Annotated in this window: 23 protein-coding genes; 14 read left to right on the top strand and 9 right to left on the bottom strand. The window is 66.8% G+C overall.

What is annotated here, in order from left to right:
• Window positions 1-27: 27 nt before the first annotated feature.
• Window positions 28-231 carry a hypothetical protein gene (locus tag RW112_RS04905; RefSeq protein ID WP_317780653.1) on the bottom strand — a complete coding sequence of 68 codons (204 nt, stop codon included), beginning with the start codon at window positions 229-231 and terminating at the stop codon, window positions 28-30.
• A gap of 123 nt (window positions 232-354) precedes the next feature.
• Between RW112_RS04905 and RW112_RS04900 the strand changes: the two genes are divergently transcribed.
• Window positions 355-1,515, top strand: coding sequence for an acetate kinase (locus RW112_RS04900; RefSeq protein ID WP_317780652.1), 1,161 nt, complete (start codon window positions 355-357; stop codon window positions 1,513-1,515).
• A gap of 84 nt (window positions 1,516-1,599) precedes the next feature.
• Here the strand turns inward: RW112_RS04900 and RW112_RS04895 are convergent, their stop codons facing one another.
• Both RW112_RS04895 and RW112_RS04890 read right to left on the bottom strand, forming a co-directional pair.
• Window positions 1,600-2,796 carry an FAD/NAD(P)-binding oxidoreductase gene (locus tag RW112_RS04895; protein WP_317780651.1) on the bottom strand — a complete coding sequence of 399 codons (1,197 nt, stop codon included), beginning with the start codon at window positions 2,794-2,796 and terminating at the stop codon, window positions 1,600-1,602.
• Window positions 2,797-2,800: 4 nt separating this feature from the next.
• Window positions 2,801-3,007: a DUF2945 domain-containing protein gene (locus RW112_RS04890; protein ID WP_305942042.1), complete on the bottom strand. Its 207-nt coding sequence runs from the start codon at window positions 3,005-3,007 to the stop codon at window positions 2,801-2,803.
• A 143-nt stretch (window positions 3,008-3,150) separates the two neighbouring features.
• On the opposite strand from RW112_RS04890, the gene RW112_RS04885 reads away from it, so the two are divergent.
• The 3 genes from RW112_RS04885 to RW112_RS04875 all read left to right on the top strand — a co-directional run bounded on the left by RW112_RS04885 (window position 3,151) and on the right by RW112_RS04875 (window position 5,456).
• Window positions 3,151-3,531: a cytoplasmic protein gene (locus tag RW112_RS04885; RefSeq protein ID WP_317780650.1), complete on the top strand. Its 381-nt coding sequence runs from the start codon at window positions 3,151-3,153 to the stop codon at window positions 3,529-3,531.
• 39 nt (window positions 3,532-3,570) lie between these two features.
• Window positions 3,571-4,146 carry a GNAT family protein gene (locus RW112_RS04880; protein ID WP_317780649.1) on the top strand — a complete coding sequence of 192 codons (576 nt, stop codon included), beginning with the start codon at window positions 3,571-3,573 and terminating at the stop codon, window positions 4,144-4,146.
• Between the two features lie 125 nt (window positions 4,147-4,271).
• Window positions 4,272-5,456, top strand: coding sequence for a metallophosphoesterase family protein (locus RW112_RS04875; RefSeq protein WP_317780648.1), 1,185 nt, complete (start codon window positions 4,272-4,274; stop codon window positions 5,454-5,456).
• Between the two features lie 74 nt (window positions 5,457-5,530).
• On the opposite strand, the gene RW112_RS04870 is transcribed toward RW112_RS04875, so the two are convergent.
• Complete coding sequence (locus tag RW112_RS04870) at window positions 5,531-7,765, bottom strand: S9 family peptidase (RefSeq protein WP_317780647.1); 2,235 nt, start codon at window positions 7,763-7,765, stop codon at window positions 5,531-5,533.
• Window positions 7,766-8,108: 343 nt separating this feature from the next.
• Window positions 8,109-9,182 (bottom strand): arsenic resistance protein, encoded by a 1,074-nt coding sequence (locus RW112_RS04865; protein WP_317780646.1) that lies wholly within the window; start codon window positions 9,180-9,182, stop codon window positions 8,109-8,111.
• A gap of 163 nt (window positions 9,183-9,345) precedes the next feature.
• Here RW112_RS04865 and RW112_RS04860 point away from each other — a divergent pair, with 163 nt between their 5' ends.
• A complete protein-coding gene (locus RW112_RS04860) occupies window positions 9,346-9,690 on the top strand; it encodes a hypothetical protein (RefSeq protein WP_317780645.1) in 345 nt (114 codons plus the stop codon).
• 174 nt (window positions 9,691-9,864) lie between these two features.
• On the opposite strand, the gene RW112_RS04855 is transcribed toward RW112_RS04860, so the two are convergent.
• Both RW112_RS04855 and RW112_RS04850 read right to left on the bottom strand, forming a co-directional pair.
• The gene (locus tag RW112_RS04855) at window positions 9,865-11,004 is read right to left on the bottom strand and encodes an LCP family protein (protein ID WP_317780644.1); all 1,140 of its coding nucleotides are present in this window, start codon (window positions 11,002-11,004) and stop codon (window positions 9,865-9,867) included.
• Between the two features lie 52 nt (window positions 11,005-11,056).
• On the bottom strand, window positions 11,057-11,725 hold the full coding sequence (locus RW112_RS04850; protein WP_317780642.1) for a low molecular weight phosphatase family protein: 669 nt from the start codon (window positions 11,723-11,725) through the stop codon (window positions 11,057-11,059).
• A 528-nt stretch (window positions 11,726-12,253) separates the two neighbouring features.
• Here RW112_RS04850 and RW112_RS04845 point away from each other — a divergent pair.
• The gene (locus RW112_RS04845; RefSeq protein WP_317780641.1) at window positions 12,254-12,571 is read left to right on the top strand and encodes a hypothetical protein; all 318 of its coding nucleotides are present in this window, start codon (window positions 12,254-12,256) and stop codon (window positions 12,569-12,571) included.
• Here the strand turns inward: RW112_RS04845 and RW112_RS04840 are convergent.
• Complete coding sequence (locus RW112_RS04840; protein ID WP_317780640.1) at window positions 12,562-14,340, bottom strand: HNH endonuclease signature motif containing protein; 1,779 nt, start codon at window positions 14,338-14,340, stop codon at window positions 12,562-12,564. The genes RW112_RS04845 and RW112_RS04840 overlap by 10 nt on opposite strands.
• Window positions 14,341-14,535: 195 nt before the next feature.
• Between RW112_RS04840 and RW112_RS04835 the strand changes: the two genes are divergently transcribed.
• The 5 genes from RW112_RS04835 to RW112_RS04815 all read left to right on the top strand — a co-directional run bounded on the left by RW112_RS04835 (window position 14,536) and on the right by RW112_RS04815 (window position 19,262).
• The gene (locus RW112_RS04835; protein ID WP_317780639.1) at window positions 14,536-15,123 is read left to right on the top strand and encodes a hypothetical protein; all 588 of its coding nucleotides are present in this window, start codon (window positions 14,536-14,538) and stop codon (window positions 15,121-15,123) included.
• Window positions 15,124-15,130: 7 nt separating this feature from the next.
• The gene (locus tag RW112_RS04830; RefSeq protein WP_317780638.1) at window positions 15,131-15,418 is read left to right on the top strand and encodes a PqqD family protein; all 288 of its coding nucleotides are present in this window, start codon (window positions 15,131-15,133) and stop codon (window positions 15,416-15,418) included.
• Window positions 15,419-15,494: 76 nt separating this feature from the next.
• Window positions 15,495-16,742, top strand: coding sequence for an ATP-binding protein (locus RW112_RS04825; RefSeq protein ID WP_317780637.1), 1,248 nt, complete (start codon window positions 15,495-15,497; stop codon window positions 16,740-16,742).
• A complete protein-coding gene (locus tag RW112_RS04820) occupies window positions 16,739-18,316 on the top strand; it encodes a polysaccharide biosynthesis tyrosine autokinase (RefSeq protein ID WP_317780636.1) in 1,578 nt (525 codons plus the stop codon). The genes RW112_RS04825 and RW112_RS04820 overlap by 4 nt, the downstream gene beginning before the upstream one ends.
• Before the next feature lie 7 nt (window positions 18,317-18,323).
• Window positions 18,324-19,262 (top strand): nucleotidyltransferase family protein, encoded by a 939-nt coding sequence (locus RW112_RS04815; RefSeq protein WP_317780635.1) that lies wholly within the window; start codon window positions 18,324-18,326, stop codon window positions 19,260-19,262.
• Here RW112_RS04815 and lepB read toward each other — a convergent pair.
• On the bottom strand, window positions 19,204-19,950 hold the full coding sequence (lepB, locus tag RW112_RS04810) for a signal peptidase I (protein WP_317780634.1): 747 nt from the start codon (window positions 19,948-19,950) through the stop codon (window positions 19,204-19,206). The genes RW112_RS04815 and lepB overlap by 59 nt on opposite strands.
• Before the next feature lie 110 nt (window positions 19,951-20,060).
• Here lepB and paaA point away from each other — a divergent pair, with 110 nt between their 5' ends.
• Genes paaA through paaC form a run of 3 tightly spaced genes read left to right on the top strand, consistent with a single transcriptional unit; the run spans window position 20,061 to window position 22,359 of the window.
• Complete coding sequence (gene paaA / locus RW112_RS04805) at window positions 20,061-21,080, top strand: 1,2-phenylacetyl-CoA epoxidase subunit PaaA (RefSeq protein WP_317780633.1); 1,020 nt, start codon at window positions 20,061-20,063, stop codon at window positions 21,078-21,080.
• Window positions 21,077-21,430: a 1,2-phenylacetyl-CoA epoxidase subunit PaaB gene (gene paaB, locus RW112_RS04800; protein WP_317780632.1), complete on the top strand. Its 354-nt coding sequence runs from the start codon at window positions 21,077-21,079 to the stop codon at window positions 21,428-21,430. The genes paaA and paaB overlap by 4 nt, the downstream gene beginning before the upstream one ends.
• A complete protein-coding gene (gene paaC / locus RW112_RS04795) occupies window positions 21,427-22,359 on the top strand; it encodes a 1,2-phenylacetyl-CoA epoxidase subunit PaaC (RefSeq protein WP_317780631.1) in 933 nt (310 codons plus the stop codon). Before paaB ends, paaC begins: the two co-directional genes overlap by 4 nt.
• Window positions 22,360-22,361: the final 2 nt, after the last annotated feature.

Here is a 22,361-nt window from a genome sequence, read left to right as displayed (position 1 = left end):
CTCGCCGGCTCTAGCTGTTTTCCGGCTCTAGCTATTTTCCGGCTCTGCCGGGCTGGCCTCGTCTTCCTGCTTGGCCGGCTCGTCCGCCAGGCCCGCCGGCGTGAGGTCCAGGTCCTCCACGTTCTCGGGCGGCTCGGGGGACTCGCCCACTTCGGCGGCCTTGACGTTGCCCGTGTCGTCCAGGGCCGGGTTGGCGCCTTCGACGCCCGTGGGGTCCTTCTTGTCACTCATGGAAAAGCCCTCCGTACGTAGTCCAATTGGTCCGCCGACTCTAAGCGCCCGCCGCGCCCGATGCAATGACGCTACGATCGAACTTCCACCGACCACCGCAGCAGCCAAGGCTTAGGAGGCCCAGTGCTCGTCCTCGTCATCAACTCCGGTTCGTCCTCGCTAAAGTTCCAGGTGCGGGACGTGGCATCCCACAGCGTCCTGACCGAGGGGCTGATCGAAAAGATCGGCATGGGCAACGGCGGTGAAGGTGACGGCGAGATCGAGGGCCCGCGGGACCACGCGGAAGCCCTGGAGCAGGTGGACGCCGCCATCCACGAGGTGCTGGGGGAGCGGACCCTGGATGCCGTGGGCCACCGGGTGGTGCACGGGGGCGAACGCTTCGGCGAGCCCGTGCTGATCGACAACGAGATCACCCGTGCCATCGAACGGCTCAACCCGCTGGCCCCGCTGCACAATCCCGCCAACGTGCTGGGCATCCGCGCCATCGCCAAGAAGTGGCCGGACATGCCGCAGGTTGCCGTGTTCGACACCGCTTTCCACCGCACGCTCCCCGAGCACGCCTGGCGCTACGCCGTGCCGGACTCGCTGTACACCAACCACGGAATCCGCCGCTACGGCTTCCACGGCACCTCGCACGAGTACGTTTCGCACCAGGCTGCGGCGCTGCTGGATCTCCCGGTGGACGAGTTCGACGGCGTGATCGCCCACCTGGGGAACGGCGCCTCCGTCACGGCCATCCGCGGCGGACAGTCAGTGGACACCTCCATGGGCTTCACCCCGCTGGAGGGCCTGGTGATGGGCACGCGCTCGGGCGACCTGGACCCGTCCATCCTGGTGTTCCTGGGCCGCGCCGGCTGGTCCACCGAGGACATCGACTCCCTGCTCAACCGCGAATCCGGGCTCAAGGGGCTCGCGGGAAACAACGACATGCGCTCCGTGGTGGAGGCCTCCGAAGCCGGCGACGCCCGCGCAACCACGGCGCTCGCCGTCGCGTCCTACCGGCTGGCCAAGTACATCGGCGGGTACCACGTGGCCGTGGGCGGGGCGAAGGCGCTGGTGTTCACTGCCGGCATCGGCGAGAACTCGCACCAGTTCCGCACGCTGGTGGCGGACAAGCTGGGCGCACTGGGCATAGAGCTCGACGCCGGGCTGAACAGCCAGCGGTCCAAGGAACCGCGGGTGATTTCCACCGCTGCCTCGCTCATTCCCGTCCTGGTGGTTCCCACGGACGAGGAGCGCGCCATCGCGGAGGCGACCGCCGCCGTCGTACATTCCGCTTCCTAACCGGGACGCTCTCTCACTTTTCGTCGCGTTTCCTGGGACGCTCTCTCACTTTTCGTCGCAATTTCCGAGACGCTCTCTCACTAGTCAGGCGCGGCCCTTCAGGATGAGGTTCCAGTACACCTGCGGGAAGATGTCGCGGTCCACCACCCACGAAGCCCGGCTTTCCTTCCACGTGGGGACCTTCGGGATGGTGGGCATCGGCCGGTACTGGTCGTCGAACTCGGCGAAGACCACTGTTGACCGCGACACGGTGAACGGGCACACCGCGTAGCCGTTGTACTTCTCCTTCAGCGGTTCTCCCTTGCGCGCGGCCACGAGGTTCTTGGCCAGCACCTTGGTCTGCTTGCGCAGGGCGCCGCCGCATTTGGAGTTGGTGGTGCCGGCGGCGTCGCCCAGGGACCAGACGTTCGGATAGCGGACGTGACGGAGCGTCTCCGGGTCCACCTCCACGAAACCGCCGCCATCCCCGGGCGCCGGCAGATCGGTGCGCTTGAGCCAGTCTGGGGCTGACTGCGGCGGGACCGCGTTCAGGACGTCGTAACTGAGTTCCTCGGTGGCGCCGTTGTTCCTGATGCTCGCTTTTTGGCCCCCGGCGTCCACTGAGACCAGTTCGCTGTTGAGCCGCAGCTCGATGCCGTATTCGGCCACCTTCCGGTCCAGTTCCTCGTCCACGCCCGGGACGCCGAAGACGGTGGGGTAGGGCTGCACCATCACGACGCGGATGTCGTCGAGGACGCCCTGTTCTTTCCAGTAGTCGCACGCCAGATACATCGGCTTTTGTGCGGCACCTCCGCATTTGATGGGCCCGGCCGGCATGGTGAACACCGCGGTGCCGGACTTCAGGGTGCTCAGCAGGGTCCAGGCTTTCGGCGCCAGCTCGAACTCGTAGTGGGAGGCGCCGTGCGGTGAGTGGACGGCGTCGGCCAAGCCGGGCACCTTGTCCCAGTCCAGCTGCAGGCCGGGGCACACCACCAGCTGTCCGTACGTCACGGTGTCGCCGGAGGCGAGCGTCACGTTGTTGGCGGCGGCATCGATGCCGGCGGCGCCGTCCCGGATCCATTTCACCCCCGACGGCGTGACCGTGGACTGCGGCCGGATCGCCTCGGACGCCGTGGCGCGGCCGCCGGCGATGTGCGAAAACAGGGGCTGGTAGAGGTGGTGGTCCTTCGGCTCAACCACGGCAATGTCGGTAACGCCGTAGCGGTGCAGGCGGGCCGCCAGGGAGATTCCGGCGTTTCCGCCGCCAATGACCAGGACGTCGTGGTGCTGCTGGGCCGGCATGCCCCTAGTCCTTCTCAGTCAGGGCGGACGCCTTGTGGGCGGCGCGGGCACCGGTCTTGGCGGACTCCACCACGTACTGGGGCTCCTCCTCGCTGGCCCGGTGCTTGTTGCCGTCCAGCTCGAAGTCGCTGGTCTTCTTCTCCACGATCTTGCCGTGGGTTGGTCCCTGGGGCGTGTTCCATTCCACGGATGTTCCCTTGCGTAGCGACATGTCTGCTCCTTCGGTTGAACCTGCTGGAAACGGGCTGCACACAATAGTAAGCATGGTTAGTTTCCCGGGTCACGGGCTTGGTTCTGTGGGCGTGCGCCGGGGGCCTCTGGCAGGTGGCGCCAGCACAGGCGTACAGTCCGTCCATGGCGAACGATCCTGTAGAGACGAACCCGGAGAGTTACCGGGTGGCTTTTGAAAACGACCGGGTCCGGGTTCTCGAGTACGTGGATACACCAGGGCATCGGACCACTGAGCACAACCACCCCGACAGCGTGATGATTACGCTCAGTGCCTTCCGGCGTCGCATTTCCTCAAACGGCGCGTCCGTGGAAGTGGAACTGCCCGCGGGAGCTGCGCGGTGGTTGCCGGCACAGCACCACTCCGGTGAAAACATCGGAGAAACCGACACCCATACGTTCTTCGTTGAGCTCAAAGAGCGCGGGCAGCGTTCCGACGGCGAGTCTGCTGAGGGTGAGCCGGCAGCGGCGGAACCGGCTGAGCCCCTGGGGCCAAGCGAATCGTAGCGGCGGGCTCAACCTCTGGCTCACGGGTACGCTCGAACCATGCCGGACATCCGACTGCCCATCCGCACTGGCCGCCTGATCCTGCGCCGCTTCGAAGCCGGCGACCTCGATGCCTTCCACGCCTACCACTCGCTGCCTGCGACAGCCCGGTTCCTGCCCGGTCCGGCCAAGAGCTACACGCAATGCATGGAGCGGGTGGGCAACTACGCGAACTTCGTTTTCGAGAAGGAAGGCGACTGGGTGGCGCTTGCCATTGAGGCGGCCGACTCGCCCGGGCTCATCGGCGAAGTGGTGCTCAAGTGGTTGCCTGGTTTCGGCCAGGCGGAGGTGGGGTGGAGCCTGGCTCCCGGTGCGCGGGGCCACGGCTACGCCACCGAGGCTGCGGAGGCGATGCTCAAGCTCGGCTTCGAGGGCCTGAGCTTCCACCGGATCGACGCCAAGCTGGACGCACTGAACACGGCGTCGGCCGCCATCTGCGAGCGGCTGGGCATGCGCCTGGAGGGCAGGCACGTGGACAAATGGCGGTACAAGGGCGAATGGGCCACGGAAGTTGTCTACGCCATGCTCAGTACTGAGTGGGCGGCACGGCGCCGGGACCGTCCGCGCGCCTCATGACCTCCACCGGCCGGCACTGTGCGTTCACCACTTGTTTGAAGCCGGGACGCTTCCCTCTCCTACTGTCTGGGCATATCCGCGGCCCGGTACTGAGGCCGCATCAGTGCATCACCGGAGAGGTCTCAATGAACACCACCATCCACCAGGCCAAGCTCAGCAGGCGGGCGGCGCTGGCTGCTGCCGGAACGCTGGGGGCGCTCGGCATCACCGTGGCCGCAGCAACGGGGAGCCAGGCAGCGCCCGGCGCCAAGGCTCCCAAGCCGACCCTCGCCTTCCGCCCGGACGGCAAGTTCAAGATTGTCCAGTTCAACGACACCCAGGACGACGAGCAGACGGACCGCCGCACCATCGAACTTATGGACAAGACCCTTGAGGCGGAAAAGCCGGACTTCGTGGTGATCAACGGCGATGTGGTCAACGGCGGAATGGAGTCCGAACTCGAGGTCAAGCAGGCGCTCAACCACGTAGTCCAGCCCATGGAAAGCCGGCAGATCCCGTGGGCGGTGACCTTCGGCAACCACGACGAAGACTCCGCGCAGAAGACGGGCATGACCGAAGCCAAGATGCTTCAGTTCCTGCAGAGCTACCAGTACAACGTGAACGCAGACTCCGTGCCCGGACTGACCGGCACGTCCAACTCGCAGCTCCTCGTGCAGTCCTCCCGCACCAAGGCTCCGGCCTTCGGGCTGTGGCTCATCGACACCGGCCGCTACGCCCCGGACACCATCAACGGCCAGGACTTCGCGGGCTACCCGGACTGGGACTGGGTACGCATGGACCAGGTGACCTGGTACCGGAACCAGTCCATCGCCACCGAGCAGAAGTACGGCAAGAAGGTCCCGTCCCTCATGTGGGGCCATATCGCGCTCCACGAGCACCGCAACATGTGGTTCGCCAGCCTCGACTCGCGGACAGAGGCAGATCACGCCCGGGCGCTCACGAAGCACAACATTGTCGGGGAGCGGAACGAGGACGAGTGCCCCGGCCCCATCAACTCCGGCCTGTTCAACGCCTTCCTGGAGCGCGGCGATATGCTCGGGTACTTCGTGGGGCACGACCACGTCAACACCTACGTGGGCAACTACTACGGTGTCCAGCTGGGCTACGCCCCCGGAACAGGGTTCGGCGCCTACGGCCTGGACGGCGCTGAGCGGAACCGCCTGCGCGGGGCCCGCGTCTTCGAGCTGGACGAGAGCCACCCGGGAATCTACAAGGACACGCGGCTCGTGTTCGCCAAGGATCTGGGCATCGACCTCACAGCCAACGACCAGCCCATCGTTCCCAAGCCGCTGGATCCGGCCCAGGCCTGACCCGTCCGTTGCTCCGTAACTGCCGTTTTGAGGGCTCAGAACGGCAGTTACGGAGCAATCGACGCAGGGGAAACCTACTTAACCCCGGCCCCCGGCAGCAGCTCCACAGCCCCCACGGAGTCTGCCACGAAGGCGTAGTCCCAGGCCCGTTCGCGCCACTGGACGTACCGGCCGGACGCTCCGCCGTGGCCGCCGTCCATCTCGATCTTCATCACAATCGGCTCCTCGCCGGTGGAAACCGCACGCAGGGCCTGCACCCACTTGGCCGGCTCCACATACAGCACGCGGGTGTCGTTGAACGAGGTCACGGCCGCGATCTTCGGGTACGGCAGGGCGCCAACGTTCTCGTACGGCGTGTAGGACTTCATGTACGCGTACACCTCGGGGTCCGTGATCGGGTTGCCCCATTCCTCCCACTCGAGCGCGGAAAGCGGCAGCTCCGGATCCAGGATGGTGGTCAGCGCGTCCACGAACGGCACGGCGGCCACAATGGCGGCGTACTTCTCCGGGGCGAGGTTGGCCACGGCGCCCATCAGCAGGCCGCCCGCGGAACCGCCCATCGCAGCGATCCGCGACGGCGAGACCCACCCGGAGGAAGCCAGCCAGTCCGTGGCCGCGATGAAGTCCGTGAAGGTGTTCTTCTTGGCGAGCTTCTTGCCGTCCTCGTACCAGTGCCGGCCCAGCTCGCCGCCGCCGCGGATATGGGCAATGACGAACACAATCCCGCGGTCCAGCAGAGAGAGCCGCGGGATGCCGAAGCCCGGGTCCATGCTCAGCTCGTAGGAGCCGTATCCGTACACGAGCCCGGCCGCGGAGGAATCGCGGGCTACCGAGGCGTGCCGCAGCACCGACAGGGGAATGCGGGTGCCGTCGGCCGCCGTCGCCCATTCACGGGTGGCCACATAGTCGGACGGGGAGTAGCCGCCCAGCACGGGGCTTTCCTTCCGGAGCAGCAGCTCACCGGCCGGCGAAGCAGGAGTCGGCAGCACAAAGTCGTACACGCGCGACGGCGTGAAGTAGGACGTGTAGCCCATCCGGATCACCGGGGCCTCGTAGTCGGAACCCGCTACCCCGGCGGTGTACAGCTCCTCGTCGAACGCCGGCTCCACCGGATCACCCTGCGCGGGTGTCCCCAGCCCGTCCAGCGCCAGCACCTGGACGCGCTCGATCGTGTCCTTGCGGACGGACACAATGACGTGCGTGGACGTGACGCCCGCGCCGTTGACGCGCACCTGGTCGGAATGCCCGACGACGGTGGTCCACTCCTGCTCGGCCAGCGGCTTGGTGAGCTCGGCCGCGTCCACCAGCGACACCATGGAGTTGATGGCGTTGCGGTTGTGCGTCACCAGGATTTTCTCAGTATTTTGTCCGTCCGGACCAGCCAAAAGGAACGGCTCCGCCTCATAAAGCACCCGTTCGTCGCGGGAAATCACGGTGCGGAGCCCGGCGTCGTAATCGTCAAAGCGGAGCAGCCGCGTCTCGCTGTACTCCGAGCAGCCGATGCTCAGCACGAGGTGGCGCCGGTCGGAGGAGAGGTCGAAGCCCAGCCACATGGCGACGTCGTCCTCCTGGTAAACCACCTCATCGTCGGTGACGGGCGTGCCCAGCACGTGGGACTTCACCTGGTAGGGGCGCCAGGCGTCGTCCACCACGGTGTAGAACAGGCGCGTACCGTCGGGGGAGAAGGAGACGCCGTAGAAGATGTTCTCGATGACGTCCGGCAGCATCTCCCCGGTGCGCAGGTCCTTGAAGCGCAGCGTGAAGCGTTCGTCGCCGGCGTTGTCCACGGCGTAGGCGTAGAGGTTGCCGTCCACGGTCACGGCAGTGCCGCCCACGGCGAAGAACGGCTTGCCTTCGGCTTCCACGTTGCAGTCCAGAAGGACTTCTTCGCCGGGAAGTTCGACGCCGGCCTCCACCGCCGGGGGCGTCCAGTCGGCCACCGGATCCCCGGTGTTCTGCGCCTTGACTCGGCACTGGATGCCGTATTCCTTGCCCTCCACCGAGCGGGTGTAGTACCACCAGCCGTCCTTGCGGTTCGGGACGGACAGGTCCGTCTCCTGCGTGCGCGCCTTGATTTCATGGAAGATGGCTTCGCGGAGCGGTTCCTGGTGGGCGGTGACCGCTTCCTGGTAGGCGTTCTCGGCCTTGAGGTGCTCCACCACGTCCGCGGAATCCTTGGCCCGCAGCCATTCGTAGTTGTCCACGAAGGTGTCGCCGTGGTGGGTCCGTTCGGTGGGGACTTTCCGGGCTACGGGGGCGGCGGCCGCAGGGGTGTGGTCGGCAGGGTGCTGCACTGGAGTCTGGGTCATTGACTCAATATATAAAGCTATTCCGCCGCTGGCACCCGCGTTCGCTACCGGGGGATAGAGTGGTTCGCTTGCTCCCTGCGTAGCGTCCTGCACATTGCGTCACTTCAGCAACTTAAAGACAAGTAGCGGCCACTCAAGCACGCAGTGGCGGCGCTCCATAATCTTGAGGAAGTCGGTCGGAGGAGCACCCGGTCCCCCTGGGAGAATCCGCCAGACCGATCACTTGGCCCGGACATCGTTCCGGATCACGTTGAGCTGGGCCGGCGGTGACAAGCCTTCTGAGACCGAGGCTTCCCCAGGCGCCGCCGGCCCTTAGCTCACGTGAATTGCCCCAGTCCACGCCTCAGTGCCGGAGCCGCGAATCGGCTGGCACGAGCCGCGGCAGGAACCGCACAAACGCCACCATCCCGACGAGTTCCACCAGGGTCTGGGTGACCACCACCAGCGCGGCGAGGGCCAGCGGCTCCGGAAGCGCCAGGGCCAGCGGAAGCACCACCAGCGAATTGCGGGTCGCTCCGCTGAACACCACGGCCAGGGTGGCCCGCGCGTCCAGGCGCGCAGTCCTGGCCGCGAGCAGGCCCAGCGGAACCATCACCAGCAGGAATGCGGCGTAGAGCGGCACCACGGCCAGCAGCGACCCCAGCTCCGAGCGCACTCCCTCGATCTGCGACCCCACCACCACCGCCAGCGTCGCCATCATGAGCGGAACCATCAGCGCCTGCATGGCGCCCATGACCTTGCGTCCGACGGCGGGAGGGGCACCCGGACGTTGGACGGCGGTGCCGTCACCCGAACGTCCGACGGCGGGACGTCCGACGGCGGGAGGGGCACCTTCCCGCCCGGCCCACCACTGCGTCAGCGCAGCCAGCGCCAGCGGGACGATGATGAGCCACACGAGGGCCTGGACGAAGGGTGCGGGGTCGATCGCGGAGACCAGGCCAGGTCCCACGAACGCTAGGAGATACAGAGGCAGCAGGAGCATCTGGGCGAGCATCAGCATCGGCGCCGCGGCGAGCAGCCGGTCGCTTGCCCCGCCCGCCAGGCCGCTGAATACGATGACGTAGTCAATGCACGGCGTCAGGAGCACCAGCAGTACGCCCACCAGGAGCGCCTGGTCCCCGGCCACGAACCGGCTCAGTCCAAACACGACGAGCGGCACCACGGCGAAGTTGAGCACCAGGAGGGTGGCCATGAACCGGACGTCGCGCGCAGCCCGCCTAAGCGACGCGAACGGGATCCCCAAGAACGTGGCGTAGAGCAGCAGCCCCAGCACCGGATTGATGGCCAACTCCAAGGCGCCGGACGAGCCGGGCGCCAGGAAACCCAGGGCACCGCCGGCAACTATCGAGGCAAGATACAGGCCGATCTGGCGGCGTTCCATCCACGCCACAAACGCCCTAATCTTCACCGGCTCCATCGTAGGCGAACCCTTACCCCAAGGCGGAGCCGGGTTCAACGGTACGCGCCGTTCATAACGCTACTCATGCCGCATGTGACGCAGAGTGTTGCGTGCGTCACATTTGCTCCCTAGTCTGATGGAGGTCGCAGCGTCGCGGCCATGCAGTGAATAGGGGAAACACTTGAACGACAAACTCAAGGTTTTAGTACGGCTCGACCTCGATTGCGGAGAAGCGGAAGTAGCAGCGCAAGGCCATGTGACGGCAAAAAGCCTCCAGGCCCTGTATGTGGTTGTGAAGAGGGCAAATCATCTGAAGGAAGGACTCCACCTGGTGGTGGACGTAAGCCACGCACGTGTTGAGCCGGCTGCAATGGAGCAGCTGCAGGCATGTTCGGAATCCCACCACCTCCCGGCGTCCATCGACCCGCTGCAGTCGGAATGCAACATCAGCGTTCTGGCTCCGGCGGACTTGGCTCCGGCTGCGGCTCCACGCCGGAAGAGCCGTGCCCTGAGCCTCGCCGCCTAAGCCTCACCGCCTAAGCGTAAGCGGCCGTACCTGAGCGGCCACGCCTGAGCGGCCGTTCAGCGGCGCCAGCCGCCCGACCGAAACCCAGTCCCGAAATTCCACCAACCACCTGTGTAGGCCCGAATCGCCTGCAGATGGGAGCTGGAGTGTGCCCGGACCGGTTGCCTCGACCCCTCAGTTCCCGCCCTGGAATCCGTTGGCCGCCACGTAGTCGGCCAGGGTGCCGTTGGCGAGTGCTGCGGAGATGGCGCCCACCGCACCGGGATTCTGGTACACGATCGCTTGGCCGTCGGTGCTGAAGCCGAAGCCGCCGTCGGGAAGCCGGAACATCACGGCGTCCTCGGGCCCCACCTCGCGCAGGCTGTACGCGAGCCGCACCAGCGTCTCCGGGGTGAGGCCCGGGTCCACCAGCACATAGGGCCGGAGGGTGTTGACCAGCAGCATCACCGTGGAAGGGTTGCTGAGCGTGCCCTCGCTCATGAACTTGCCGATGAACGCCTTGAGGAACGTCTGCTGGTTGCGGATCCGCTGGAAGTCGCCGTCGGCAAACGCGTAGCGCTCGCGGACGAACTCCAGGGCGGCGCCGCCGTCGAGCCGGTTGATGCCGGCGGGGAAGTAGCGGCGGGTGTCGTGCGTGGAGGTGAAGGGCACGGTGACGTTGACGTCCACGCCGCCCAGGGCGTTGGTGGCGTCCCAGAGCCCCTTGAAGTCCACCACCACGGCATGGTCGATCCGGGTGTTGAACAGCGTCTCCACGGTCCTGACCATCAGCGGGGTGCCGCCCAGTTCCAGCCCGGCGTTGATCTTTGCCTGGCCGTAGCCGGGGATGGTGGCCCACGTGTCGCGCATGATGGAAATGCCGTAGACCTTCTGCCGGTCGGCGGGGATGTGGATCAGCATCAGCACGTCCGCGCGCTGGTCGGCTGGCGTTCCGGCCGCGGCCTGGGCCTCTTCGGCCCGGAAGTCACCGCGGCTGTCGCTCCCTATCAGCAGGATGTTCAAAGCTGTCGGCGGCGGCTCGGGAGCGGGTGGCGCGGGCGGTGCCGGTGCGGGCGCGGTGGCCGTTTCGGTGGGTGACGGGGTGGCGGTGGCACCTTCCGCCGTCGACACCCCGCTGGCGGTGGGGGCAGGCGATCCGCCGCGTCCCATCTGGGAGAAGGCGTATACGGTGCTGCCCAGGGCGATCACCAGGACCATGGCCAGGGCCGCCTTGAGCCAGGTGGGCTGCCGGCGCAGCCAGGCGGGAAGCCAAGCGAAGTTTCCCTGCGGCGGCTTGCTTTCAGCCGCTCCTTCCGGATCAGACTGGTTGTCCATAACCGGACGCTACCACCGCTGATGCGGAAAAGAACGACGCCGAAAGTCCTGTTTATGTGGGCGTGTTGAGCCGGGCGTAACGGAGGATGGTGAGGATGGCGGGCGCCAGTTCGTCTTCCATCTGCCGGTACACCTCGGGGGAGCGTTTGTAGGGGTCCACCACTTCGTTGTCGGCGCTGTCAGCGGCGAGGGCGAGGTGCCGGACGGCGGCGAGGCGGGCGGGCAGGCCGCGCCACAGGGTGCCGGCGTCGGGCGCTTTGCCGTTCGACGCGCCGGATGCCGGTTCAGCGGCGGGGCCGGAGCCAGCGCCGGCCGGATCACCAGCGGCGGAAGCGCCGGCGTCGCGTTCTTCCAGGGCTTCCAGCATCCGCGCGAATTCCCGGATGGTGAAGGTGCGCTTGAGCAGGGAGGCGTCCAGTTGGAGTACTTCGCCGCGGTGCTTGGACGTCATGGTGAGCACGATGTCAGTGTCGCGGAGGATTTTGGGGGTCAGCTGCCGCGCGGCGAAGCCCTTGTCCGTGCCGCCGTACATGTTCACGATGTCGGCCGAGAGCGGCTGGATGGGATAACCCACCATGGCGCGGGTGCCGGCGCTCCGCACTTCGAAGCCGCCGGGCAGGACCTGGTCCAGGCCGGCCTGCAGGAGGCGTTCGGCCACGGGGGAGCGGCAGATGTTTCCCGTGCAGACGGTGAGGATCCGTACGGGCTTAGGCGATTCCACGGTGAGGGCTCTTTCCGGAGTTGCTTGTCAGATCGGTGCGATCCCTGACATTCAACTTAACACGCAGGGACCTAAGGGGCCGGGAGGGACGCCTTGAGCGCCTTCCTGGCGAGCGCCAACCGTGGACCGGCGGGCGGGTCGACGGCTGGGCGACGTGCACAGGAAACCTTGAGGCAATCCTGCAAAACGGTTGAGTGAACCCAGAGGTGCCATGGGCACAGTGGTATCAGGCGTTGAAGATCACGGTCACAGCAGCTGGGCGGTCCCTTGGGGTGGCCCAACCGAATGCTACGGGGGATGAAGATGTCAGAGCTTGCCTACCGCACCACGCCGGCTTCCGCCTCGTCGGCTTCCGCCACGCCGGCTTCCGCCACGTCGGAAGCGTCGGCTTTCCTTCATTCGAGTATCCGGTCCCTTCCTTCGACGTCGCATCTTCATGGGACCGCGCATCTTCGCCCTGCGGTCAAAGTTCCCGTCAGGCTCAGCCTGGCGGGCCTCGGAGCCGTCACGGCTTCCGTCAGCGTCCACATGACAATCAGTCCGGTCACGCCGGCCACTCCGGTCACCCCGACCGCGGATGACGTGTCGGTGTCGTTCTCCCATGTTGAGGTGGGAACGGTACGCGTTTTGCCGACATTGAAGCGAACAGGTGATACGTTCACCGCTGCCTTCGCCTTTCCTGTCGCGGCGGGGTCAACGCAGTTGGACTTCGACTTCGGCGGCCACAGCTACCGTGGCAGGAGCAGCGACCACCGCGACTTCACGGTGAGCACCGAGGTTACATTCCACGAGCATGGCAAGCAGGCGCCGACAGTTCTGGCTTCCAAGGCCCTGATTCAACTCTGAAGGAACCCGAGCTCGTGGGATCTGAAGTAGTGGTTCCTTTGCGGTTTTTGGCGTGGGTCGATGTGGGGTGGCGGGATGAACCACGGGATCCCGGTTTGGACGCGGATCTGCCATTGTTCCTTGTGGATCAGGTGGTGGTGATGGCTGCAGAGCAGGGTGCCGTTACCTGCGCTGGTGGCTCCGCCGTGTGACCAGTAGGTGATGTGGTGGGCTTCGCACCAGGGGGCCGGGATGCTGCAGCCCGGGAAGGCGCAGCCCTGGTCACGGGCGGTGATGGCTTTGCGGATGTGGGGCGGGAAGATCCGGGTGGTCCGGCCGATGTCCAGGACGCGGCCCTGACTGCCGAGCAGGACGGGGATGATGTCGGCGTCGCAGGCAATCTTCCGGACGGTGGCGGCGGTGACGGGTCCGGTGAAGGTAAACAAGCCCGTGCCGGGGATGGCTGACGTCCCGGTGTCCCGGGCAGTGTTGCTATCTTGTCCGAGCCTGTCCAACAGGTCGCGGTAGTCGATGGTGACCATGACTTGTGGCCGCAGCCCGCCGGCAGCGGGCAGGGCTGCGGTGCTGAGGCCTGCTTTGGAGGCCCCGACGAGGCCGTCGAGGAGCCGCTGCGGCCGGGTGCGCAGGTCCAGGGCATCGGCTGCAGTGGTGTCCGTGTCGCCAGTGCTAGTGCTAGTGCCAGTGCCAGGGCGGGTGCGGGGGTTGGTGGCGGTGTTCATCGCGGTCAGGAGGGGCTCGAACTGGTCCGAGGTGGCGAAGACTTCAAAGTGCTGGAGTCCGCGGCGGGGCTGGCGGAGGAAGACGCCCTGGCGGCGGCGGAGTTCTTCCTCGGACGGTTCGGAGCCGTCCTGGTCGAGCCCGTCGACCCAGTGCCGGGCGACCCTTGACAGCAGATCGGCATCGCTCTCGGCCGCGGTGCTGGTCAGCATGTGTTCCATCCTGGCCGCGGTGTCTTCGGGGGCATGGTGGCGGATCCGGTCCAGGGCCAGGGTGATGATGGTCGCGGCGCGGGACGCGACAGTCCCTGCGGCCACGGCGGCGGCGAGTTCGGGCCGTTCCGGCGGCTCGGTGTGCCCGGTGATCCCGGTCCTCGGGAGCACAGAATCCGCGAGGGCGAGCCGGCGGCGTGCTTCGGCGGTGCCGATCCGAAGCCGGGCACGGAGGAAGTCGGCGGAGTTCCGGCACCCGTCGTCAGCCGGATCGGGTTCGGTGCCTGCTGGGCCTTTCACAGCGCCGATCCCTGAGCCGACGGCGGCGGCACCACCTGCGCGGCAGCTGCTGCCACAGACAGTTGCAGCTTCCATGCCGTCTTCGCTAGCGGCCTGGCTGGTTGCCCAGCCGATGGGCCCATGGACAGCCGCTGCTTCACCCCATCCGGTGGTCCAGGTGACCGCCGCGCCGGATCCCGGACGAACGGCAGCAGCAGATGCCTGGCGCCGGGTCCGGTCCACAGTCCCGGCCGCGACGATCTGCAGGTATTCGAGTTTCCGGGAGATCTCCTCCACCCCGGCGGCGAAGTCAGCAGCCTGGCGGAAGTCGAACCCTGACGACTCGGCCGCCGCCGTCGAACCCAATGCCGTCACTAGCTCAAGACACCCGGCCAAATCAGCGAAAGCACCGCCGTCGGAGGCAACAGCTGGCTGGTGTCTGTCGGCGGCGGGAAGAACGGCGGAGAGGTTGCGTTTCGAGGCCACCGGGGCAAACGGCGCATTGGAAAACTGCCCCAGGCGCCTGGCCTGGTTCGGGGCGAGTTCTCCAACGGCTTCCATGGCATAACTCTTCCACCGGGGTGTGACATTTTTCGGACTGCTGCATTACACAGGAAACCTTGAGCAAATCTTGCAAAACGGTTGCGTGAACCTTTGGCGAGGTTGGGAAAAGTGGGGGCAGCCGGCGAAGAGCGGTGAATGCACACGGCCGGTCCATGAGGGCTGGCCCCGGCCAAAAACTATGTGGGGGCGCAATTGTCTGAGGTTCTGAACGCAGAGGTCACGAGCAGCGAAGAGGGCGGCCTCAGCCGTCGCAGGATCGTCAAGGGAGCAGCCTGGTCCATGCCGGTTATCGCGGCAGCCATCGCGGCTCCGGCAGCGTCGGCGTCAGGTGGGACGACCACCGCAACATCAGCGGCGACCCTCGGTACAGGAATTACGTACGTTCAACTGACCAAGGAAACCTTGGCGAACATGAACCGAAGCGGCAACGGGCCCGTTTCGTTCCAAGTGGTCAACTCCGGGGCAAGCTTCAACGGCCCGGTATCCATTGGCATCACCATCACGCCTGATGTCGCTGGAGGCGCTGATCCGGGCGTGGGCGTCCAGACGTTTCCCAACGGGACAGTGACCGCGCCTTCTATGTCCGCCGCGAAGGTTTTTACGGCTTCATATGCTTACTCCGGAGGCTTGCCGAGCCAAGGTACCGTTACCTTCCCGCTGAGCTTTTACTACACCGGTAACAGGAACGTCCCGGCACGGAAATTCACCATGGTCGTGACTTTCTCTTCAACTAACGGCCCGGCCATCCCTCCGATTACTGCAGCGCTCGAAATCGTCTGAGGCAACGATGATCTACCGCCACAGCACCCTCGTCGCAGAAGTCCGCACCGAGTCGGCAAACCGCGTGGCCTTGCTCCACCTCGACGCCACCCAGCCGGTGGTCCTGGACGGCACCGCGGCGGCCATTTGGGAACTGATCGACGGCCGCCGCGACCAGTCGGCCGTCATCGCCGAACTGGAGGCCACCTTCGAGGACAACAGCAACCAGCTGGCACACCAGGTGGAGGCCTTCCTCGCCAGCCTTGAAGCTCGGCGGCTGATTGAACGACGGCTGATTGAACTGCAGGCCAGTTAGGCCGCGGCGCCGGCGCGAACCATCCGGCGCGAATCAGTAGCCAGCAATAGCCAGACCAGGGACTGAAAGGGGAGTCATGAGCGGCGAGGACAAAGAGCACGGCGGCAATCCGCAGCTCGCGTGGGACTTCCCCAACGAGTGGCTCTTCGAGGACCGCCCGGGCGGCGGGGAACTGCTCAGCCTCGACGTCCTGGGCGCCAACTTCGCCATCCGCTGGGGCCGCGCCGTCACTCCCGAACAGCAGCAGTCCATGCGCTCGGCCTGGGCGCGCTGTGCCGACGCCGGCGCACCCTTGGTCCCGCCGCTCCCCAAGGAGCCCACGGAGTCCCTGCCGTTCACTGCCTCCGTCGCGTACCTTTCCCAAATGTACGACGGCGGGACGTTCGCCATGCAGGCCGCCTCCTTTGAGGAGCTGGCTGAGGACCTCACCTCCCGGATCACGGTAGCGGCCATCCTGGGAAACGCCGGTGAGTTCATGATGCTCCACGCGTGCGGCGTCGCGGACCCCCAGACCGGAGCCGTGGTGGCACTGGTGGCCAAGTCCGGCACCGGGAAAACCACGGCGGCCTCGCTGCTGGCCGGAACGTACGGGTATGTGTCCGATGAAACCGTGGCCATCGCGCCGGACGGCTCAATCGTGTCTTACCCCAAACCGCTGTCCGTGAAGCAGGGGCCCGGCAAACCCAAACGCCAGGTGGGGCCCGACGAACTCGGACTCCTGCCCGCACCGCCCAAGCCATACATCCAGTCCATCGTGCTGCTGGACAGGGCAGAGGAACACCAGGCACCAACCCTCCGCCAGCTCCCGTTGGCGGACGCCCTGCTGGCCCTCATCCCCGACTCGTCCTCGCAGGCCGAGATCGACCAGCCGCTGCAGTCGCTCTGCCGGCTGATCGACCGCGTGGGCGGCGTCTGGCAGATGACCTACTCGGAGGCCGCGGACCTGCCCCAGGCCCTGGAACCGCTCTTCCGGAAGCAGCGCCGCTCGAAGCCGGTGTGGGAGGCCCTGGTGGCGCACCCGGCCGTAGAAGCAGTGGTAGCCGACCAAGAACCGGAAGTCATCCCCAGGAACTGGATCCGCCGGGTCCCGCCCGAGGATGCGGTGGCCGTCGACGGCGACCTGCTGGTGATGCTGGAGGCCGAGATCGTGCGGCTGAGCGGGATCGGACCGGCCATCTGGGAGGCTACCGTGACTGCCATCCCGCTGGACCAGTTGGCCGAAGAAATCGCCGAAGTGCACGGCCGGCCGGAAGACTACCGGGCCGCCGTCGCCGCAGCGGCCGGGCAGCTCATCGCAAAGTCAGTTTTGGAAGGAACCATATGAGCGTCACCATCGCCCCAACAGGGGAAGCGCCCGCCGGGCTGGACCTGGCCGACTACCTTCGGGTGGTCCGGGTGTACTGGAAGGCCATCGTCGCCTTCACCCTGCTGGCCACGTTGACGGCGTTCGGCTGGACGGTCCTGCAACCGAAGATCTACTCGTCGGACTCCAGCGGCATTGTGGTCACGCCGGGCTCGGACAACGTGAGCCTCTCCCTGGCCGGGGACAGCCTGGCCAAGGCGAAGGTCAAGAACTACGAGTCCGTGGCCAAGTCCCGCCTGGTGGCGGACCGGGTCATCGCGAACCTCGGCCTGCAGACTACCGCGGATGCCCTGCTCGGCACCATCAGCGTGAAGGTTCCGCTGGATACCGCCGAGATCCGGGTGACGGCCCAGTCGCCTGATCCGGCAACCGCCCAGCGTGTGGCGGACGCCTGGGTCAACGGCCTTGCCGCCCAGGTGGAAGCGATCGAAACAGCAACGCCCGACGCCGGCACCTCCCCGGACGCTGCCACCGCACCAGTGGCGACGGCCTCCGCCGTCAGGATCCTCCCGCTGGGCAAGGCAGTCCTCCCCACCAGCCCGGTTTCCCCGAACGTCAAGCTCACCCTTGCGCTCGGTGCGCTGATTGGCCTGGCTCTTGGCGTGGCGTACGCGCTGGTCCGCCGCCACCTGGACCGGCGCATCCGCAACGCCGCCGAGATCGAGCGGCTCTTCGAGGTCCCGGTGATCGGCACCCTTCCGGTGGACCACCGCCTGGACGAAAAGAGCACCATCCTGGACGCCGGCGCCGGATCCGGAGCGCAACTCCACGACGCCGGCGGGGCCATGGCCGAGGCCCTCCGCGAACTGCGCACCAACCTCAGCTTCCTGGACGTGGACCAGCCGCCGCGGATCATCGTGGTCACCAGCTCCCTGCAGGCTGAGGGCAAGTCCACTGTCACCGCGAACCTGGCGGTCACCATGGCGGCCGCCGGCGAGAATGTTGTAGTGGTCGACGGCGACCTCCGCCGGCCCACGCTGGTGGACGTTTTCAACCTGGTCCCGGGCGTCGGGGTCACCGATGTGCTCACCGGCACCGCCGAGCTCGAGGACGTGCTCCAGCCCTGGGGTGCCCTGCCGAACCTCTCCGTTCTCGGCTCCGGCCGCATTCCGCCGAACCCCAGCGAGCTGCTGGGGTCCAAGGCCATGAGGAACATGCTCAACGCCCTGGCCGAGAATGCCACCGTGCTGATCGACGCCCCGCCGCTGCTCCCGGTCACGGACGCCGCTGTCCTGTCCCGCGCGGCGGACGGCGCCATCCTGGTGATCCGGACGGGCAAGACCACCCAGGAGCAGCTGGGCCAGTCCCTGGGCAACCTGGACAAGGTGAAGGGCCGCATCCTGGGCGCAGTCCTCAACTACGTCCCCACCAAGGGCACGGACGCCTACTCCTACTACGGGACATACACCTCCGCGCCCACCTCCGCGCCGGAAGCGGTACTCCCGGAACCCCTGGACACGCCCGTGTACGACGACGGCATGTACGACGACGGCCCCCGGGAACCGGCGGCGGCCGGCCGCCGGGCGCGCGGCTAGGTCCGCCGTGCAGAACCCGGCCGATGAAACGCAGCTGAGCATTCCCGAAGCCGTGCTCCTGGGCCATGCCCTGGTGCAGCGGGTGGCGGACAGCCTGGGCATCCGGGCGTTCTTCATCAAGGGTCCGGCCAGCGTGATCCAGGGCCTGCGCCTGCCCAAGATGTCCGTGGACGTGGACGTCTTTGTGCCGCCGGCGGACCTTGCGGCCATGCTCGATGGCCTGCGGGAGCGGGGCTGGCGGGAACGGCCGGTGGACCCGGACGAGCGCAGCTTTCCCCGGCATTCCACCACGGTGGATCACCCCGAATGGCCCTGCTGCATTGACGTCCACTACCGGTTTCCGGGCATGGAAGCTGCCCCCGGCGACTCCTTCGACGTGATGTGGGCGCACACGGAGGTCCTCGAACTTGCAGGGCAGGAGGTGCGGGTCCCGTCAAAGGCGCTGGGAATCCTCATCCTTGCCCTGCATGCGCTTCGTTCGCACCACCTGCCGGCCTCACAGCAGGAACTTGGGTTCCTGGCGGACCTCACGGAGCGGGAATCGCGCGCGGCGGAAATCCTGGACATCTCCACGGCCGCCCGCTCGCTGGCAGCCATGCGCCCCTTCCTCGAAGAGCTGGTTTCCCAGCCGGTGGAGTGGCCCGAACCATCCACGGAATGGCGCAACCGCCTGCTGGCCAAGGAACCTGGCAGTGCCCGGATTATCGCGATTGCCCAGGCCCCGCTGCGGGACAAGCCGAAAATGCTGTTCCGTGCCGTGTTCCCAGCTCCCGAAGTGCACCTCGCGCGCAACCTCTACGCCGATATGACCTTTACGGGCAGGCTCGGCCAACACAAAGCCCGTTGGACCCGCTTCCTGCGCGCCCTCCCGCGGACAGTAAGGGACCTCAGCCCACTCCGCCGGCGTGGTCCAGCGGCCAGATCCGCAGGGCAACTTCACCGATAACGTCGGCGGTCCCCACCGTCCGGACGCACGCCGCCGCCGGGACTTGAGGCAAGCCACTGTCCGACGACGGCGGGCCGGCCTGCGTCCGGCAGTCCGCCACCGAGTCCGCCGAATCGGAGCGGTGGTCGCCCAGCATCACCAACTGGCCGTCGGGGACCGTGAATTCCGGGAAGCAGCGCGCGGAGCTCGGCACAGTATTGCAGTCCAGCGCCGAGGCCTGGAACGGGAAGTCATTGAAGATGTAAGGCTCGTCCAGCGGCTGCCCGTCCACGGTGAGCCTGCCGTCGCTGCCGCAGCAGCCCACGGTCTGGCCGCCCACGGCGATGACCCGCTTCACTAGGAACTGCTCGTTGGAGACGCCGATCCCCGTGAGGTCGCCGAAGGCGCGTGCCGCGGAACCCAGCCCGCCGCCGTCGGGCGCTGCTGTTTCACCCTGCCAGGAGGCAGGGCGGGTGAACACCACCACGTCCCCCGGCTGGGGCGAACTGCCCGCGTAAGCGAGCCGGTTGACCAGGATGCGGTCGCCGCCGGCCCGCGTGCCCTGCAGCGTCTGCTCCATGGAGCCGGACGGAACCCGGTACACCTTCACCAGGAAGGCCTGCACCAGGGCGATGGCCAGCAGGGCAACCAGCATGTTGAGGGCAAGCACAGCCCAGAGGGGGAGCTTCCTGCGGGCGGCTGCGTTCACGCCCCCAAGCTACCCCACGAAACAAGCCATGTGCTTGACGCATCTCGCGGCTTCCGCATATCCTGAACGAACGGTCGGTAATTATTTATCGGATATGCATAGGAGCAACCATGGCATCGCAGACCCTGCAGTCAGTGCCCGCTGAGCTGACACCTGAACAGCTTCAAGAGGCAGCCCGGCACGAGGCAGAAGGTCAGGCGTACTTTGACCGCGTCATGGCGGAGGACTCGCGCATCGAGCCCCGCGACTGGATGCCGGCCGCCTACCGCAAGACCCTCATCCGGCAGATCTCGCAGCACGCGCACTCGGAAATCATCGGCATGCAGCCGGAAGCCAACTGGATTTCCCGCGCCCCCAGCCTGAAGCGCAAGGCCATCCTCATGGCCAAGGTCCAGGACGAGGCCGGCCACGGCCTGTACCTGTACTCGGCAGCCGAGACGCTGGGCCAGCCGCGCGACCAGATGATGCAGGACCTGATGGACGGCAAGGCCAAGTACTCCTCCATCTTCAACTACCCGGCACGCACCTGGGCGGACATGGGCGCCATCGGCTGGATGGTGGACGGCGCCGCGATCGCCAACCAGGTCCCGCTGTGCCGCGCATCCTTCGGCCCCTACGGCCGGGCCATGGTCCGCGTGTGCAAGGAAGAGTCCTTCCACCAGCGCCAGGGCTTCGAGATCCTGCTGGAACTCTCGCACGGCACCCCCGAGCAGAAGCAGATGGCCCAGGAGGCCGTGAACCGCTGGTACGCCCCGGCCCTGATGATGTTCGGCCCGCCGGATGACGATTCACCCAACTCCAAGCAGTCCATGGCCTGGAACATCAAGCGCTTCAGCAATGACGAGCTCCGCAACCGCTTCGTCGGCATGATGATGGAGCAGGTCAAGGTCCTGGACCTCACCCTCCCGGACAAGGACATCCGTTTCAACGAAGAAACCAAGAAATGGGAGCACGGCCCGCTGGACTGGGACGAGTTCCACGAGGTCCTGAAGGGCCGCGGCCCCTGCAACGCCCAGCGCCTGGAACGGCGCCGCGAAGCACACGAAAACGGCACCTGGGTGCGCGAAGCCGCAGCGGCTTACGCAGCAAAGCAGGCCAAGAAGCAAGCAGAAAAGGAATCCGCAGCATGAATCCCCAGGACACCCCAACCTCGCAAGCTCGGCCGGGGACCCCTGTCTCCGTGGCCCCTGACGTGAAAGGCAACGTCTGGCCCATCTGGGAAGTCTTTGTCCGCTCCAGCCGCGGCCTGTCCCACGTGCACGCCGGGTCCTTGCACGCGCCGGACGCAGCGATGGCGCTGCGCAACGCCCGTGACCTGTACACCCGCCGCAACGAGGGCGTGTCCATCTGGGTTGTCCCCGCGGACGCCATTGCCTCCAGCGATCCGGATGCCAAGGGCGCCTTCTTCGAATCGCCCCAGGGCAAGGACTACCGCCACGCGACGTACTACACCAAGAGCGAGGGCGTGAAGCACCTGTGAGCACCTCACCCGAGACAACAACGGCCACCGCAGAAGAAACAACCGGCCACGGGGACATCTCCGTTGGCGTCGCCACCGCCGGCACCAGCGGGGACGCCACTGCCAGCGCCACCCGCATCACGCCGGGCAACGCCCTCCGCCCGGAGGACATCGCGCTCGCCGTCAGCCGCGGCACCGCCAAGCCCACCGAGGACGTGGCCGAGTTCGCGCTGCGCCTGGGCGATGACGCCCTGATCCTCGCCCAGCGCCTTGGCCACTGGATTTCCCGCGCCCCCGAGCTGGAGGAGGACATCGCCCTGGGCAACATCGCCCTGGACCAGCTGGGCCACGCCCGTTCCTTCCTCAGCTACGCCGGCGGCCTGAACGGGAAGAGCGAGGACGAGCTCGCCTACTTCCGTTCCGAGGACGAGTTCCGCTCCATCGAACTCTTCGAGCAGCCCAACGGGGACTTCGCCGTCACCATCGCGCGGCAGTTCGTGGTGAGCTACTACCAGTTCGAGCTCTACCGCCGGCTCACGCAGTCCACGGACGCCACCCTGGCCGGCATCGCCGCCAAGGCCGTGAAGGAAGTGGACTACCACCGGGACCACAGCGCCCAGTGGGTGCTGCGCCTGGCCCTCGGCACGGACGAGTCCCGCGCAAAGATGATCCACGGCTTCAAGGTCATCTGGCCCTATGTGGACGAACTGTTTGCCGACGACGAACTCACCGCCCGCCTCGCGGGGGCGGGTGCCGCCGTCGAACCTTCCAGCCTGCGCGCCGACTTTGACCGGCTCACCGGCGAGGTCCTGGCCGAAGCGGAACTCGAGGTTCCGCAGGTTCCGGCCGCCCTCGGCGGCGGACGCCGCGGCAAGCACTCCGAGCACCTGGGCTACATGCTGGCCGAAATGCAGGTGCTGGCCCGCCAGCACCCCGGAGCGAGCTGGTAGCC

Source organism: Arthrobacter sp. B10-11, from assembly GCF_033142195.1.
Lineage (GTDB): Bacteria > Actinomycetota > Actinomycetes > Actinomycetales > Micrococcaceae > Arthrobacter > Arthrobacter oryzae_C.
The sequence above is the reverse complement of the archived record's forward strand: the minus strand, read 5'-3'. Positions and strand labels throughout refer to the sequence as shown.